This window comes from Nocardioides daeguensis, from assembly GCF_019192965.1.
Classification (GTDB): Bacteria; Actinomycetota; Actinomycetes; order Propionibacteriales; family Nocardioidaceae; genus Nocardioides; species Nocardioides daeguensis.
The window spans coordinates 46,915-62,223 of sequence record NZ_JAHTKU010000022.1 but is presented as its reverse complement, the minus strand read 5'-3'; the positions used below and the strand labels follow the sequence as shown (position 1 = coordinate 62,223).

Below are 15,309 nucleotides of genomic sequence, written 5' to 3'. Positions count from 1 at the left end.
TTCGCCCTCGGCCACGCCTCGGACGCACTAGGGTGTCGCCGGTGAGCGACCCTTACGGCCAGAACCAGCCGCAGAACCCGTACGGCCAGAACCAGCCGCCCAACCCCTACGGCCAGGCGCCGGTCCCGCCGCCGCCCGCGCCGTACGCCTCCGGCAGCGGTGGCGGCTACGGCGCCCCCGGCGCTTTCCCGGGCGGTTCGGACCCGATGCCGCCGAAGACCGACGGGATCTCGATCGCCGCGTTGGTGACCAGCCTGCTGTGCTGCCTCGCGCCGCTCGGCGTGATCCTCGGCTTCGTCGGCCTCTCCCGCACCAAGGGCGGCCAGCGCAAGGGTCGCGGGCTCGCGATCGCGGGCATCGTCATCGGCCTGCTCATGTCGATCGGCACCGCCGTCGCCGGTGCCGCCCTGTTCGTGTTCGCCGACTCGGTCGTCGCGCCGGGCGACGCCGAGGTCGGCCAGTGCGTCGACATCGACGAGGACAACGGCACGGTGTTGATGCGCGAGAAGAAGTGCACCGAGGAGCACGACGCCGAGATCGTCGGCATCGCCAAGGTCACCTCCGACAACCTCGACGCGGTCGAGAACGGCATGGCGGCCTACTGCGCCACGGCGATCGACCCGGACGACCTGGTGAAGATCACGCCCTACGCCGGCGACCTCAACGCCGTCATCGAGGACCCGAAGGACGTGTCGGTGGGCGACCACCTGGTCTGCTACGTGGAGCCCGACGACGAGCTGACCAAGCCCATCCTCTGACCCTGCCGAACGTCTCGGATGAGCAACCCGTACGGCGGCGGATACCCGCCCTACGAACCCGGCAACAACCCGTATGACCCGGCTCCGTCGTACGGCTCCCCTCGGGCGCCGTACGACGGGCTGTCGGTCGCCGCGCTGGTCTGCTCGCTGACCTGCTGCGCCGCGCCGGTCGGGATCGGGCTCGGCATCGCCGGCCTGGTCCGGACCAAGGACGGCAAGCGGTCCGGACGCTGGGCCGCGGTGACCGGCCTGGCGCTCGGCGCGGTCGTACTGGTGGCCGGGCTCGGGTTCGCCGTCTTCGCCATGGTCATGGGCTCCCGCACCGTCTGGGAGGACGAGGCCCGGGTCGGCCAGTGCATCGACCTCGACTTCTTCGACGACCCGGTCAAGGCCTCCTGCGGCGAACCGCACGCAGGTGAGGTGGTGTGGGTCGGCACGTTCGACACGGACCTCGCCGAGGTCTTCGACCACGTCTCGGTCGCCGAGTTCTGCCACGGCCTGCCGGGCCTCGACCCGGCGTACGCGTCGGCCATCGAGTCGGGCGACTACGCCGTGCGGATCGAGACCGACTCGTTCGACGAGGACGACCCCGACCGCGGGGACGCGTTCTTCTGCTACCTCGAGGCGCGCGACGGCGAGAAGCTCGACGGGCGGCTGCGCGACGCCGGTCGCTCGACCGGCGCCTGACTCACCTCGCGAGGGCCTCGCGCCCGACCGCGCCCGACCGGCGGACCAGCGCGGTTCGGCAGGACGACGCGACCCGGCACGCCGCCGGCGTCGCCATTTTCAGACGACGCTGAGCGGCAGCAGCTTGTGCCCGGTCGGCCCGATCTGGATCTCGGTGCCCATCTCTGGGCACACGCCGCAGTCGTAGCAGGGCGTCCAGCGGCAGTCCTCGACCTCGACGTCCGAGGAGCCGTCGCCGACGGCGAGGGCGTCCTCCCAGTCGGCCCACAGCCAGTCCTTGTCGAGGCCGGAGTCGAGGTGGTCCCACGGCAGCACCTCGTCGTACTCCCGCTCACGGGTGGTGTACCAGTCGAGGTCGACCCCGGTGCCCTCGAGCGCGACCGCGGCCGACTCGGCCCACCGCGAGAAGGAGAAGTGCTCGGACCAGCCGTCGAAGCGGCCCCCGTCGCGCCAGACCTGCTCGATGATCCGACCGACGCGACGGTCGCCGCGCGACAGCAGTCCCTCGATGATGCCGGGCTGGCCGTCGTGGTAGCGGAAGCCGATGGCGCGGCCGAAGCGCTTGTCGGCGCGCACGGTGTCGCGCAGCACCTGCAGGCGGCGGTCGGTGGTCTCCGCGTCGAGCTGGGCGGCCCACTGGAACGGCGTGTGGGGCTTGGGCACGAAGCCGCCGATCGAGACGGTGCAGCGGATGTCGTTGCGGCCCGAGACCTCGCGGCCGGTCGCGATCACCCGCTTGGCGAGCTCGGCGATCTGCAGGACGTCCTCGTCGGTCTCGGTCGGCAGACCGCACATGAAGTAGAGCTTCACCTGCCGCCAGCCGTGGGAGTACGCCGTCGCGACGGTGCGGATCAGGTCGTCCTCGGTGACCATCTTGTTGATCACCTTGCGCATCCGCTCGCTGCCGCCCTCGGGCGCGAAGGTCAGGCCGGAGCGCCGACCGTTGCGGGAGAACTCGTTGGCGAGCGTGATGTTGAACGCGTCGACGCGGGTCGAGGGCAGCGAGAGCGAGACGTTCGAGCCCTCGTAGCGGTCGGCCAGGCCGGTGGCGACGTCGCCGATCTCGGTGTGGTCGGCCGAGCTCAGGGAGAGCAGGCCGACCTCCTCGAAGCCGGTCTTCTTGATACCGTTGTCGACCATCGCGCCGATGGTCTCGATCGACCGCTCGCGCACCGGCCGGGTGATCATGCCCGCCTGGCAGAACCGGCAGCCGCGGGTGCAGCCGCGGAAGATCTCGACCGAGAACCGCTCGTGCACCGTCTCGGCGAGCGGCACCAGCGGGTTGCGCGGGTAGGGCCACTGGTCGAGGTCCATCAGCGTGTGCTTGCGGACCCGGTCGGGCGCCTCCGGGTGGTTGGGTACGACGGCCGCGATGGCCCCGCTGTCGTCGTACTCGACGTCGTAGAACTGGGGCACGTAGACCGTGCCCGACACCGCGAGGCGGCGCAGCAGCTCCTGGCGGCCGCCCGGGCGCCCCTCGCCCTTCCACTCGCGCACGACCTCGGAGATCTTGAGCACGACCTCCTCGCCGTCGCCGAGGACGGCGGCGTCGACGAAGTCCGCGATCGGCTCGGGGTTGAACGCGGCGTGGCCGCCCGCGATCACGACCGGGTGGTCCTCGGTCCGGTCGATGGCGTGCAGCGGGATGCCGGCCAGGTCGAGCGCGGTGAGCAGGTTGGTGTAGCCGAGCTCGGTGGAGAAGCTCACGCCTAACAGGTCGAACGCACCGACCGGACGGTGGTTGTCGACCGTGAACTGCGGGATCTGCTGCTCGCGCAGCACCTTCTCCATGTCGGGCCACACGGCGTAGGTGCGCTCGGCGAGGATCCACTCCCGCTCGTTGAGCACCTCGTAGAGGATCTGGACGCCCTGGTTGGGCAGGCCGACCTCGTAGGCGTCGGGGTACATGAGCACCCAGCGGACCTCGGCGGCGTCCCAGTCCTTCGAGACCATGTTGAGCTCCCCGCCGACGTACTGGATCGGCTTGGAGACCGAGAGCAGGTGGGGCTCCAGCCGGGGGAAGACGGACTCGACGGACATGGCCCCGATTCTACGGGGGGCGGGACGTCGCGCCGACATCCGCGATTCGTCCGCCGTTGCCTACACTGCCGCACATGCCGGACGCCACGCTCGCCCCCGCAGCGGATCACGACGACGCCACGGTCAGCCTCGCTGACGGGATGCGGATCGCCGCCATCGTCCCCTGCTACAACGAGGAGCTCACCGTCGGCAAGGTCGTGACCGACCTGCGCGCGGCCGTCCCCGGCATCGAGGTCTACGTCTACGACAACAACTCCTCGGACCGCACCGCCAAGGTCGCCCTGGAGGCGGGTGCGGTCGTCCGTGTCGAGAGCGCCAAGGGCAAGGGCAACGTCGTCCGGCGCGCCTTCGCCGACGTCGAGGCCGACATCTACCTGATGATCGACGGCGACGACACCTACGACGCCGGCGCGGCGCCCCGCCTGATCCAGGCCCTCCTCGACGGCCCGCACGACCACGTCCTCGGTGTGCGTCGCGAGATCTCGGAGACGGCCTACCGTCCGGGCCACGAGCTCGGCAACCGCATGTTCAACGTCCTGGTGACCCGGATCTTCGGCGTCGAGGTCAACGACATGCTCAGCGGCTACCGCGTGTTCAGCCACCGCTTCGTGAAGTCCTTCCCGGCCATCTCGCGCGAGTTCGAGACCGAGACCGAGCTGACCGTCCACGCCGCGACCCTGCGGGTGCCCCAGGTCGAGGTGCCGGTCAACTTCACCGACCGCGCCGAGGGCGCCGAGAGCAAGCTGCGGACCTACCACGACGGGTTGAAGATCCTCCGTCTGGTGCTGCACCTGGCACGGGTCGAGCGCCCGGTGGTGTTCCACAGCATCGTCGCCGGCATCCTCATGCTCGTCGGCGTCCTGATCGGCCTGCCACCGATCATCGAGTTCATCGACACCGGCTACGTCTCGAAGGTCCCCAGCGCCTTCCTCGCGGCCAGCATCGAGATCTTGTCGTTCATGACCTTCTTCCTCGGGCTCACGCTGAGCGCACTCAAGCGGGTCAAGGACGAGAACATGCGGCTCGTCTACCTGTCGATGGGTGCGCCGAGCGCCCAGCAGGCCGGCGTCCGTGGAACCCACGCAGGGAGCCGTTCCGGGCCACGCTGACCCGGCGGCCGATTCGCCGGACCGCAGGGGGCTGCCTATGCTCCCGTTGCGTGAGACGTGAACATGGGGAGACCGACCTGCTGAGGCTGCGCCAGTGGCCGACGGCGGCAGCGGGAGCCACGCTCAGCGGCGCCGTCGCGCTGTCGCTGGCCTCCCCGTTCTTCACCGACGACAACCAGCGCGGTGGAGCTCTCCACATCCCCACGGACTACTCGGTTCCGTGGCCGGCCGGCAACTCGAGGGAGAAGCAGTGACACAGGCGCCCAGCCTTATCGATCGGCTGAACATCAGGCGCCGCGGAAACGTCAGCCCCGCCGTCGGCGCCGCTGCACCGTCCCCGGAGGAGAGGTGGGTCCTCGGCGAGCGGCTCTCCGGCGCTCACCGCGAGCGACTCGCTGCGTTGGGTGTCACCTCCGACCTGTTGGACCGCCTCGACCTCCGGGCCGTCGACGGCCCGCTCCCCCCCTGGTGGGCACGCCGCGGAAACGCGCTCTATGTCACTCCCGGGCTGCCCTGGCCGGCTGACCGGATCCGAAACCTGACCGAGCTCAAGGTGTCGAATGCGCTCGTCGTCCTCGCCTCGGACATCGAGGACGCCACGTGGGTTCGCCTGCACGGGGACGACGCCACCTTCTTCGTCGGGCCTGGATGCCTGCTCCCCCAGAGCGAGATCCACTGCCACGCGGGCTCGGCGATCGTGCTGACCGAGCAGGTGACCTGCACCTGCCGGGGACAGCTCGACGCGCGCAACGGGGGCCGCATCGTCGCCCACCCTGACCAGCTGTGGGCATCGGACGTGCTGCTGGCGACCGACGACATGCACCGCCTCCAGGACGCTGAGACCGGTGCACGGATCAACGGCTACGGCGGGGTCATCGAGCTCGGCCGCCACGTGTGGCTCGGTCGGGACGCGGTCGTCACCGGCAACGTGACGATCGGCGAGGACTCCGTCGTCGGCATGCGCAGCCTGGTCCGCAACAGGACCTTCGAGGCCGGGACCGCGATCGCCGGCACCCCGGGGCGTGCCGTGCGAACAGGGGTGACCTGGACCCGTGAGGACGCGCCCTGAGGTGTGGCCTCAGCGCTTGCGCGTGAGAACCAGGTTGACCTGACCGCTGGCTCCCGCGGTGTCGCACAGCGCGACGACGTCGCGCGGCTTGCGGCGGGCGAGGTCGTTCTCGACCTGGACCCGGACGTCGAAGCCGGAGTCCTCGTAGTCCCGCAGCACGGCGACGGGGTCCAGCCCCCGCTCGCGGAGGGCAGCCGGCCAGTACTCGGCGACGATGACGGCCTCCGGGCTGCGCGCGAGCATGCCGCTCATGCCCGCGATCGCATCGCTCTCGAAGCCCTGGACGTCGATCTTGATCAGGTCGAACACCGCGTCGGGCAGCACCTCGTCGAGCGCCGCGGCCGGAGCGACCATCGTGCCGGCCGCTCCGACCGACGTGCGCGTGTCGCCCAGGTTGCTCTCGGCCGTCGTCAGGGTGACGATCCGGTCACCTGCGGACAGCGCCATGGCGTGGGTGGTGATGGCCGCACCGCAGGACCACGCGTTGAGCGCCAACACCTGACTGGTCACCGGGTGGGGCTCGAACGCGTGGATGACCGCCCCGGGGCACCGCGCGGCCACGTAGAGCGAGAAGTAGCCGACGTTGGCGCCGACGTCGAGGAAGCGGAGACCGTCACGGAAGAACTGCTGCAACAGCGCCGCCTCCTCCGGCTCCCAGTCGCCGTTCCGCTCCAGGTAGGGGCGGATCACGCCGTCCGACGCGGGGATCATCAGCATCCCGGCCTCGGTCGGGAGGGTGACCAGCGCCTCACCGCTGTAGGGAGCGGGGACCCGGGGTGCGGGGGCGGACGTGGTGAAGCGCGGGATGACTCGGCGCATGGCGGTGCTGTTGCTCCCTTTGCTGCGGTGGCTTGCGAACGCTCAGCCTGGCTCGGCCGATGTCACTGGTCCCGCCCACGATACCGCCCGACCCACCGGGCTCGTCCTTTGCGGAAGCGGACCGGATTCGACATATCCTGCTGACCCGTGACCAACAATGAGGTAGAGCCCTCCGCCACGTGGCCCCGGACGACCTGGTTCGCCTGCGCGGTGTTCGCAGGCGTGGCCGTCGTGGGCGCGACGTACGCCGCACTTCTGCTCGGGTCACAGTTCTTCGCCGACGACTTCCTCTACCTCCAACTCGGCGCCCGCGACGCCCTGACGATCCCGTGGTTGTTCGAGCCCAGCTACGGTCACCTGGCGCCCGTCTTCCGGCTGCTGCACGTCCTCATCGCGCGCGAGGGCGGCGTCAGCTGGCCCTTCGCAGCTGGCGTGCTGGCGATCCTCGTCGGCCTGATGTACACCGCGATCCTCTGGTTCGCCCGACTGCTCCTCGGGCGCGGGCCGGCCGCCATCGTCGTCGCCCTCGTCTGCGCCTCCGCCATCCCGACGCTGCGCACCACGATGTGGCTCGCCTCAGGCGTCCAGGTCATCGGCGGGGCCTTCTGCATGACCCTGTGCATCGCCGGCTTCATCGCCTACCTGAAGTCCGACAAGCGGTGGCACCTCGCGGTGTCGGTCGGCGCGCTGGCGCTCGGACTGCTGTGGCAGGAGCGGCCGATCCTCACGATCGGCTACCTGATCCTCATCCGCTACCTGTTCTTCACGCCGGAGCGCCCGTGGGGCTGGCCCCGGGTCCGCAGCGAGGCGCGGATCTGGGCGCCGTACCTCGTCGTCGACGCGGCCTACCTCTGGTACCGCCTGTTCGTCTTCGAGAGCGAGCCCGCGCCCGGCAACCTCGGCGACGGAGTCACGCTGTTCACGAGCGGTTTCCTGCGCAGCTACCTGCCCAGCCTGGTCGGCGTCCGCCAGTCCCTCGACTCGGACTGGGTCGAGCCCTCCACCGTGCTCGGCGCAATCGTGCTGCTGGCGGCCTTCCTCTACGTGCTCGCGACCCGTCGCGGAGCCTGGCGCTGCGTCGCGTTCCTGGTGGCCACGTACGGCGCGAACATCGTCGTGCAGGCCGCCGGTCGGCTCGGGGTGCCCGGCACGGACCCCGTCTGGATCTCCCGCGACCTCCAGTACTTCGTCGACCCGTACCTCGCGACCGTCTTCGCACTGTGCCTGGCCTGGACCCTCCCGCGCCGGGAGACGCCGCTGATCAGCGCGCGGGTCTCGGCGATCGCGATGACCGTCGTCGCCGTGCCCGTCGCCCTGTCGACGGCGCTGCACTGGGTCGACGTCGTCAAGGTCAACCACCAGTCCTACAGCCACCGCTACCTGAACCAGGCGCTGACCGACCTGGCACACACAGGCAACGTCGACCTGATCAGCCTGAAGGTGCCCGAGGCCGTGAGCCCCCCGTTCGTCGCCCGCTTCACCGACCAGGAGCGGTTCTTCACCATCGACGCCGACCTGCGCAGGCAGTTCCGCGACGCCTCGCCTCGCAAGGTGGTCATCACCGCCGACGGCAACCTCGTCCCAGCCCATCCGGTCACCCTGGGATGGGCTTCCCCCGCCGCCACCGACGCGGGGCCCGCCTGCATCTCCGGCCCGGCGGGCACGGAGCTCCGACTGGAGGTGCCGTCCGGCGCGCGGGCCGACGAGCAGGTCGGCTTCGTCCGGATCACCTACTCCTCGCCCGCCGCGGTCGCCGTCCGCATCACGTCCGGGCCGGGAGCGGACAACGACTGGCCCGTCCGCCTCCCCGCGGGCGAGGACCGCAGCGTCATCCAGCGCCTGGACCACACCCCGACCGACCAGCTGCGCATCACCACGCTGCGCCGCGCCGAGAACCTGTGCGTCTCCTCGGTCTGGCTCGGCATGATCGCGGTCGACACCATCGACGGCTGCCGGGTGATCGACCACCACGGCGCCCCGACCGCTACGGCTGCCCGCTGCGACGAGGAGTGGGGCAACCTGCCCACCGCTGTCGGGGCCGAGGACTGAGCGACGGATGACCGACCTCGCCACCGCGTCCCGCACGGAGCCGGCACCACGACCGGCGACGAATCGTCCCGACGGGCTGCGATACGACATCCAGTCACTCCGGGCCCTGGCCGTCGGCGGCGTCGTCCTCTATCACTTCTGGCCCGGCGCTCTGCCCGGCGGCTTCGTCGGGGTCGATGTCTTCTTCGTGATCTCCGGCTACCTGATCACGTCCCACCTGCTGCGTCGCCCGCCGCAGCACCCCGGCGACTTCGCCGCGTTCTGGGCACGACGGATCCTGCGACTGCTCCCGGCGGCAGGACTGGTGATCGCGACGACCCTGGTCGCGACCTTGACCTTCCTGCCGATGAGCCAGTGGAAGTCGCTCGCCCGGGAGGCCGTGACGTCGATCTTCTACGTCCAGAACTGGCAGCTGATCTCCCAGGCCACCGACTACCTCGACGCGCACCGCGCGCTCTCCCCCTACCAACACTTCTGGTCGCTGTCGGTCGAGGAGCAGTACTACATCGTCTGGCCGATCCTCGTCGCGCTCCTGGCCTGGGCCACTCGCCGGACCGGCGCACGTAACCTGGTCGTCGCCGGTTTCGCAGTCGCCGTCACCACTTCCTTCGTCTACTCCGTCCTGCTGACCGACAGCACACCCGCCGAGGCCTACTTCTCCACCGGCACCCGGATGTGGGAGCTGGGGGTCGGCAGCCTGCTGGCGGCCGGTACCGCACGGTGGACGCTCCGTGCCGGCCCCTCGGTGCGTCTGGCCCTGATGTGGGCAGGCCTCGCCGGGATCCTGGCGGCGTACCTGGTGATCGACGGAGCCACCCCGTTCCCCGGCTATGCCGCGGCCCTGCCGACCGTCGCCACCGCCCTGGTGATCCTCGCGGGCGACCCGGACACCCGCCTCAACCCCCGGCGCCTGACGCGCGCGTGGCCGGTGCAGACCATCGGCGACGTGTCCTACGCCCTGTACCTGTGGCACTGGCCGATCATCGTGATCGCTCCGTACGCGCTCGACCACGCGCCGTCCGTGGCCCAGAAGCTCGTCCTGCTCCTGGCCGCCACCGCGCTGGCCTGGGCGAGCACCCGTCTCCTCGAGGAGCCCTTGCGCCAGACCAGGTTCCTCCGCGCCAGGTCGCGCCGCGCGATCGCGCTGGGAGCCGCGATCAGCCTGGTCGTGGTCGGCGCGTCGTGGCAGATCTCGTCCCACGTCGACGACCGGGTCCAGGCCGACCAGAACCGGGTGCGGCAGCAGCTCGCCCAGAAGAACCCGTGCCTGGGCGGCGGCGCGATGGACCCCAGCCACGGCTGCGACAGCATCTACGGCGACAAGCTCCTCACCTCCCCCGCGTTCGCCAAGAACGACGTCACCTCCGGCATCCGCAAGTGCCTGAACTGGCCGCCGTACGAGGAGAAGGCGATCTCCTGCGAGCGGGGCTCCAAGGACGACCCGGTCGCCAAGATCGCGCTCTTCGGCAACTCCCACGCGGGTCATTGGACCGAGGCCTTGAGCCGGATCGGCGCGAAGCACGACTGGGAACTCGACACCTACATCGTCGGCGCCTGCTTCTCGGCCATCGTCCCTCAGAGCGAGGAGTGCGAGAGGGTCACGAAGGACGCGACCGACCGCATCCTCGACGGCGACTACCGCATGGTCGTGTTCGCGACCTTCGACGGCAACGACTCGCCACCGGCGTTCTACGAGAGCACCCTCGACACCTTCGCCGACGCAGGCCTGCACGTGCTCGTCGTCCGCGACACGCCTGCGCCGTGGGACCAGGACAACGAGCCCGCCGACTGTGTCGCCCGTAACCTCGACGACGTTGCAGCGTGCGACGGCACGCCGTCCGAGTGGCTGCGCCCGGATCCCCTGTTCGAGGCGGCGACTGCTCGCGCCGCCGAGGACGAGCGGATCACCACCGTCGACATGACCCGCTACCTGTGCACCGACAAGGTCTGCCCCAGCGTCATCGGCGGGATCATCGTCTTCTCCGACTACAACCACCTGTCGAAGACGTTCTCCCGCACCCTCGCGCCGTACCTCGAGCCCGCCGTCGTGGCTGGCATGAAGGCGTCCTGAGTTATCCGACCAGCAGTCGACAGTGCCCCCCGGCCGGTCGGCCGGAGGGCACTGTCGATCGCGTCGAGGTGGAACGGGGTGATCAGACCCGCGCCGGGTAGTTGCCGGTGCGGACGGTGAGCGCGGGGTAGCGCTCCCCCAGCGTCGACGAGAGCTTGCCGCGATCGTGGAGGTTGACGGCCTCGGGGGCGCGTCCGAAGTACTCCTCCAGCGCCTCACCGATGCCGAACGCGTCGACCTCCATGGTGCGCACGAAGCCGCGGTAGCGCAGCTCGACGGTCTCCTCGAGGCCGTTGGCGGCCACGGTGCAGTGCACGACGTCGTCCTGTGTCTCGGTGGGGGGGAGCCAGCCGACGTCGAGGACGTAGCCGGACTCGCGGCCCGCCGCGCGCATGATCGCGTCGATCGCGTAGAGCTGGGCCTCGTCGAGGATGCCCGAGGACGCGAACGCGCGGACCTGCGAACGGAACGTCGGGTAGCGCAGGTCGATGATCCGTTCGTTCTCCGGCACCGAGGTGTGCTCGCCGCTGACCAGACCGGCGTCGAGGTTCGAGCCTCGGCCCGCGTGGTAGACGAACACGCCCGGCGCGAGCGCGATCCGGTAGCCGGCCGCCAGGCTGCGCAGGCTCCAGTCGGTCTCCTCGCAGTAGCCGCGGCCGAAGACCGGGTCCATCACGCCGACGTCGCGGATCACGTCGGTCGAGATCAGCACGCAGAACGAGATGCCCGCGGGGATGTCCATCACCGCGTCGCCGTACTGGTCGGCCAGCGCGGCGCTGATGGAGTCGACGACCTCCTGGTCGGCGAGGTAGCGGTCCGGGTCGTCGTTCTCGAGGGAGTACATCGACACGTTGTTGGACCAGGCGGTCACCGAGCCGACGCCCTTGGCCTGGCCGGCGCGGACCAGCTGGCTGACCACGTGGGCCGGGTAGATCACGTCACTGTTGGAGATGATGACGTAGTCGTAGCCCTTCTCGACACCGGCGAGGAGCCCGAGGGACACGTTGCGCGGGATGCCGAGGTTGCGCGGCGTGCGGTAGTAGCCGATCCCCCGGGCCTCGCACATCGCGGCCAGCCGGGCGCTGAACCCCGGCGCCGGGCTCGCGTCGTCGAGGACCACGACGTCGACGTCCACCTCGGAGGTGTCGATCCGCGCCGCGGAGTCCAGCGTGCGCTCGATGAACGCCTCGCCGTTGTAGGCGGTGATCGCCAGGAGGACCTTGGGGCGGGACGAGGTCACTTCGCCAGCCTCGACCGGACGCCGCTGGCGAGCCGACCGGCGACACGGGCCGACCGGAAGGCGCGCGAGCCCTCGATCTTCTCGAGCTCCTTGATCCGGGCGTCCAGCTGGCGGTTGCGCAGCTGGGCCTTCTGGAGCGCCGTGGTCGCCTTGACCAGCTCCTTGTTCATCGACGTCAGACGCTTGGTCAGGTCGATGACGCGGGCATTGGCGACCTCGACGTCGCGCAGGGCCTGCACGAGCGATACGCCGTCCAGGTCGAACGTGTTCGTCACCTCGTCGGATGCTGCCTGGTCGGCCATGTCACTCCTTGTTGCGGATCTTCTTGCCGGCGATCTTGGCACCGGCCTTGTTGTCAGGGCTCGGCCGCTTCCGTGGCGGCTCGACGCGTGGGGGCTCCGAGAGGAGGCGGCGGTAGGCGTGCACGAGCTGCTCGGCCGTCGTGTCCCACTGGTAGGTCGTCCCGGCCTTGAGCGTCGCGGCCACCTGCTCGGACGCGAGCTCGGGCGAGGCGAGGATCTGGTCGCAGGCCCGGGCGAGCGCGGCCGGGTCCCACGACGTCGCCGCGACCGGCAGGCCGGGCAGGACCTCGGCGAGCGGACCGAAGCGCGTGTAGACGGTCGGCGTGCCGAACCGTGCGGCCTCGAACGGAACCAGCCCGAAGCCCTCGGCGGAGGTCGGGTACAGGCAGATCTCCGCGTGCCGCAGCAGCCAGTTGCGCTCCTCGCTCGTCACGTCGGGAATGCTGATCACACCGTCGGCGCCGAATCCCTCGGCCGCCTCGAGGCTGCGGCTCGACCCCTCGGGGACGGCCACGCCGGCAAGCACCAGGCCGAGGTCGGGGTGCTTCTCGCGAAGCAGCTTGTGGACCCGGATCGCCAGGTCGCGGTTCTTGTGGGAGTAGTTGGCACCCAGGACGACCAGGAAGCGACGCGCCACCCACCCCCGGGCGGACAGCTCGCTGGGGAAGGACTCGTCCTCGTCGCCGGTCAGGTGGTCGGTACCGTTCTCGACCACGAAGACCCGCTCGTCGACGACCGGGAGCCGCTCCTGGCGCAGGTCCTCGGCGACGTCGTGGGAGATCACCACGACGCCGTCGGAGAGGGAGACCCCGTCACGGATGTTGTCGCGGTAGCGGCGCCAGTGGCCGCGCTCGGCGGCATAGGCGCCGATGCTGTAGGCGATCAGGTCCTGGATCGTCACGACCACCCGGTCGCCGACGCCCCGCCAGTTGGCCCACGGGACCTTCGCCGGCTGGAACGGTCGGTGCACGATGTCGGCGTGCGGCGTCGACGCCGGGAACCGGAGCCCGTCGGTCGCGATGACCCGCACCTTCGGGTGGCTGAGCACCTTCTCGGCGTACCGCGGGATCGGCCCCGCCAGGCCGGCGCCCACCCAGCGGACGTCGTCACGACGGGCCAGCGCGTCGATCAGGGCCAGGGTCTGGACCTGCGTGCCGTTCTCGACCGGCCCCAGGCAGGTGGCATCGATGACGATCCGCAGGCCACTGGCCTTGGCGGCCGCCGTCGCGAGCACGACGGCCAGCGGAGACGTCGCGTCGCGCGCCTGGTCGCGGAAGATCTCCGGGAAGAAGGGGTGACGCTCGCGCAGCCGGACGACGTTGGCGCGCAGCTCGAGCGGCGCCTCGTCCCAGCGCTGGTCCTCCCACGGGCGGGACACGAAGGTCGACGGGTCGAGCATCGACTTCATGCCGCGGCGCGAGGCCTGCAGCAGCATCTCGACCACGGCGAGCTCGGGGTTGTCCGCGAACGCGTCGGACGGCCCCCCGGTGATCACGATGGTGTCGCGCGAGACGAGCGTGGCGGGGCCGGCCACCGCGTGGATGGGCGCCGGTCGGACGATCGGGTCGCGGCTGCGGAGCAGCCGGGTCAGGCTGGTCTCGTCATGGCCCTCGATGGCGTGGCGCCGGTGCAGGTTGCGGTGGGGGAAGCTCAGGTGCCCGGCCGCGTTGCACAGGAAGGACACGGAGGCGACCCGCAGGTCCTCGGACATGATCCGGCGGCTCGTCTCGAAGCCGTCGCGAGGGACGAGGACCGGCCCGGTCACGACCAGGACCGGGTTCTCGCCGCCCGAGCCGACCTCGTGGACGACGGCGCCGAAGCGCGAAGCAAGGACCGTGCGCAGCCGCGGGTGCGCGGGCAGACCGAGGTCCTCGTCGGTGGCGACCACGACCTCGGCGACGTCCGGCACCTCGAGGAGGCGGGTGATCGTCGGCAGCCAGCTGGCGGGACGTCCCGCGGTCCACACGACCGCGGTGATCGCGCTGATCGTGTCGGTGACCTCCACGTCGTCAGCCAAGGAAGCCACCCTTCCCCAGCCACGTCGACAGGTCGGCGCTGCCGTCCTCGAAGCTCCACCGCGGCTCCCAGCCGAGGTCGGCGCGGGTGCGGGTCACGTCGGCGACCGCGTGCCGGACGTCGCCGTCACGGAACTTGCCGGAGATCTGGGGCTCCGGGGCGCCGTAGGTCTTCGCGATCATCCGCGCGGCGTCGAGGATCGTGGTGACCGTGCCCGTGCCGACGTCGAGGGTGCGGTTCTCCTCGACGGCCGGCGGCCGCTCGATGCAGGCGTGCAGCGCGCTCACGACGTCGTCGATGTGGACGAAGTCACGGCCGATCAGGCCGTCCTCGTAGACGTCGAGGGTCTCGCCGCGCGAGGCGAGGCGGTGGAAGAGGGTCACGATGCCCGTGTAGGGGTTGTGCGGCGACTGGCCGGGGCCGTAGACGTTCTGCAGGCGCAGCACAGAGACCGGGACCGAGAACGCGTCGGCCCAGTTGCGCAGGATCAGCTCCTGGGTCAGCTTGGTCGAGCCGTAGACGCTGGCCGGGTTGGGGCGGGTGGTCGCGGCGTCGGTGGGGCGGGCCACGGCCGTGGTGCCGTCGGGCCCCTGGTGGTCCCACTCCCCGCGCTCGAGCTGCGCGTGGCTGCGCGGCGGCGGGTTGAAGTCGGTGCCGGACGCGTCGGTCCAGGCACCCTCGCCGTAGACGGCGCGGCTGGAGGTGAGCACCACGTGCTTCGGAAGCACGTCGTGGCGCACGAAGGCGTCGAGCATCGTCGTGGTGCCGACGACGTTGGACATCGCGTGACGGGTCGACTCGGTCAGCGACTGGCCGGTGCCGGTCTCGGCCGCGAGGTGGATGACGAGCTCGGGGCGGACCCGCTGGAGGAGCGCGTCCCAGGCGGCCGCGTCGGTGACGTCGGCATGGACGAGCTCGACCTCGGCGGGAAGGGCCTCGGGACGCTGCTGGCCGGGGTGGACCTGCTCGAGGAGGCTGTCGATGGCGATGACAGGAAGCCCACGCTCGAGGAGTCCGGGACTCAGCGCGCAGCCGATGAAACCGGCCCCGCCCGTCACGATCACCGCAGGACTGAGCTGCTCACTGTTCACCGGCCGGATCCTACAGGCCGACGCGCCCGAGGCCGTTTTGGCGTGTCGGTGCGTCCCT

At 70.6% G+C, this 15,309-nt stretch carries 13 protein-coding genes; 7 read left to right on the top strand and 6 right to left on the bottom strand.

The features are described from left to right. The first annotated feature begins 41 nt into the window (after positions 1 to 41). Both KU893_RS18430 and KU893_RS18425 read left to right on the top strand, forming a co-directional pair. The gene (locus KU893_RS18430) at positions 42 to 758 is read left to right on the top strand and encodes a DUF4190 domain-containing protein (RefSeq protein WP_218235854.1); all 717 of its coding nucleotides are present in this window, start codon (positions 42 to 44) and stop codon (positions 756 to 758) included. Between the two features lie 18 nt (positions 759 to 776). After that, positions 777 to 1,445, top strand: coding sequence for a DUF4190 domain-containing protein (locus KU893_RS18425; RefSeq protein WP_218235853.1), 669 nt, complete (start codon positions 777 to 779; stop codon positions 1,443 to 1,445). A 99-nt stretch (positions 1,446 to 1,544) separates the two neighbouring features. On the opposite strand, the gene KU893_RS18420 is transcribed toward KU893_RS18425, so the two are convergent. Next, on the bottom strand, positions 1,545 to 3,485 hold the full coding sequence (locus KU893_RS18420; protein ID WP_218235852.1) for a TIGR03960 family B12-binding radical SAM protein: 1,941 nt from the start codon (positions 3,483 to 3,485) through the stop codon (positions 1,545 to 1,547). Between the two features lie 74 nt (positions 3,486 to 3,559). On the opposite strand from KU893_RS18420, the gene KU893_RS18415 reads away from it, so the two are divergent. From KU893_RS18415 to KU893_RS18405, 3 genes are all read left to right on the top strand, one after another. Next, a complete protein-coding gene (locus KU893_RS18415; RefSeq protein WP_218235851.1) occupies positions 3,560 to 4,594 on the top strand; it encodes a glycosyltransferase in 1,035 nt (344 codons plus the stop codon). A 50-nt stretch (positions 4,595 to 4,644) separates the two neighbouring features. Continuing rightward, positions 4,645 to 4,848, top strand: coding sequence for a hypothetical protein (locus tag KU893_RS18410; RefSeq protein WP_218235850.1), 204 nt, complete (start codon positions 4,645 to 4,647; stop codon positions 4,846 to 4,848). Positions 4,849 to 4,994: 146 nt separating this feature from the next. After that, the gene (locus tag KU893_RS18405) at positions 4,995 to 5,663 is read left to right on the top strand and encodes an acyltransferase (RefSeq protein WP_246592859.1); all 669 of its coding nucleotides are present in this window, start codon (positions 4,995 to 4,997) and stop codon (positions 5,661 to 5,663) included. 9 nt (positions 5,664 to 5,672) lie between these two features. Here the strand turns inward: KU893_RS18405 and KU893_RS18400 are convergent, their stop codons facing one another. Next, positions 5,673 to 6,482, bottom strand: a complete 810-nt coding sequence (locus tag KU893_RS18400) for an FkbM family methyltransferase (RefSeq protein WP_218235849.1) — start codon at positions 6,480 to 6,482, stop codon at positions 5,673 to 5,675. Positions 6,483 to 6,629: 147 nt separating this feature from the next. On the opposite strand from KU893_RS18400, the gene KU893_RS18395 reads away from it, so the two are divergent. After that, positions 6,630 to 8,531, top strand: coding sequence for a glycosyltransferase family protein (locus KU893_RS18395; protein WP_218235848.1), 1,902 nt, complete (start codon positions 6,630 to 6,632; stop codon positions 8,529 to 8,531). A 7-nt stretch (positions 8,532 to 8,538) separates the two neighbouring features. After that, positions 8,539 to 10,602, top strand: coding sequence for an acyltransferase family protein (locus tag KU893_RS18390; protein ID WP_218235847.1), 2,064 nt, complete (start codon positions 8,539 to 8,541; stop codon positions 10,600 to 10,602). Positions 10,603 to 10,684: 82 nt separating this feature from the next. Here the strand turns inward: KU893_RS18390 and KU893_RS18385 are convergent, their stop codons facing one another. Genes KU893_RS18385 through KU893_RS18370 form a run of 4 tightly spaced genes read right to left on the bottom strand, consistent with a single transcriptional unit; the run spans position 10,685 to position 15,251 of the window. Continuing rightward, the gene (locus KU893_RS18385; protein WP_218235846.1) at positions 10,685 to 11,842 is read right to left on the bottom strand and encodes a glycosyltransferase family 2 protein; all 1,158 of its coding nucleotides are present in this window, start codon (positions 11,840 to 11,842) and stop codon (positions 10,685 to 10,687) included. Further along, on the bottom strand, positions 11,839 to 12,144 hold the full coding sequence (locus KU893_RS18380) for a hypothetical protein (protein ID WP_218235845.1): 306 nt from the start codon (positions 12,142 to 12,144) through the stop codon (positions 11,839 to 11,841). Before KU893_RS18380 ends, KU893_RS18385 begins: the two co-directional genes overlap by 4 nt. Position 12,145: 1 nt before the next feature. Beyond that, the gene (locus tag KU893_RS18375; protein ID WP_218235844.1) at positions 12,146 to 14,161 is read right to left on the bottom strand and encodes a glycosyltransferase; all 2,016 of its coding nucleotides are present in this window, start codon (positions 14,159 to 14,161) and stop codon (positions 12,146 to 12,148) included. Next, positions 14,154 to 15,251 (bottom strand): NAD-dependent epimerase/dehydratase family protein, encoded by a 1,098-nt coding sequence (locus KU893_RS18370; RefSeq protein ID WP_257441561.1) that lies wholly within the window; start codon positions 15,249 to 15,251, stop codon positions 14,154 to 14,156. The genes KU893_RS18375 and KU893_RS18370 overlap by 8 nt, the downstream gene beginning before the upstream one ends. Between the last annotated feature and the right edge of the window lie 58 nt (positions 15,252 to 15,309).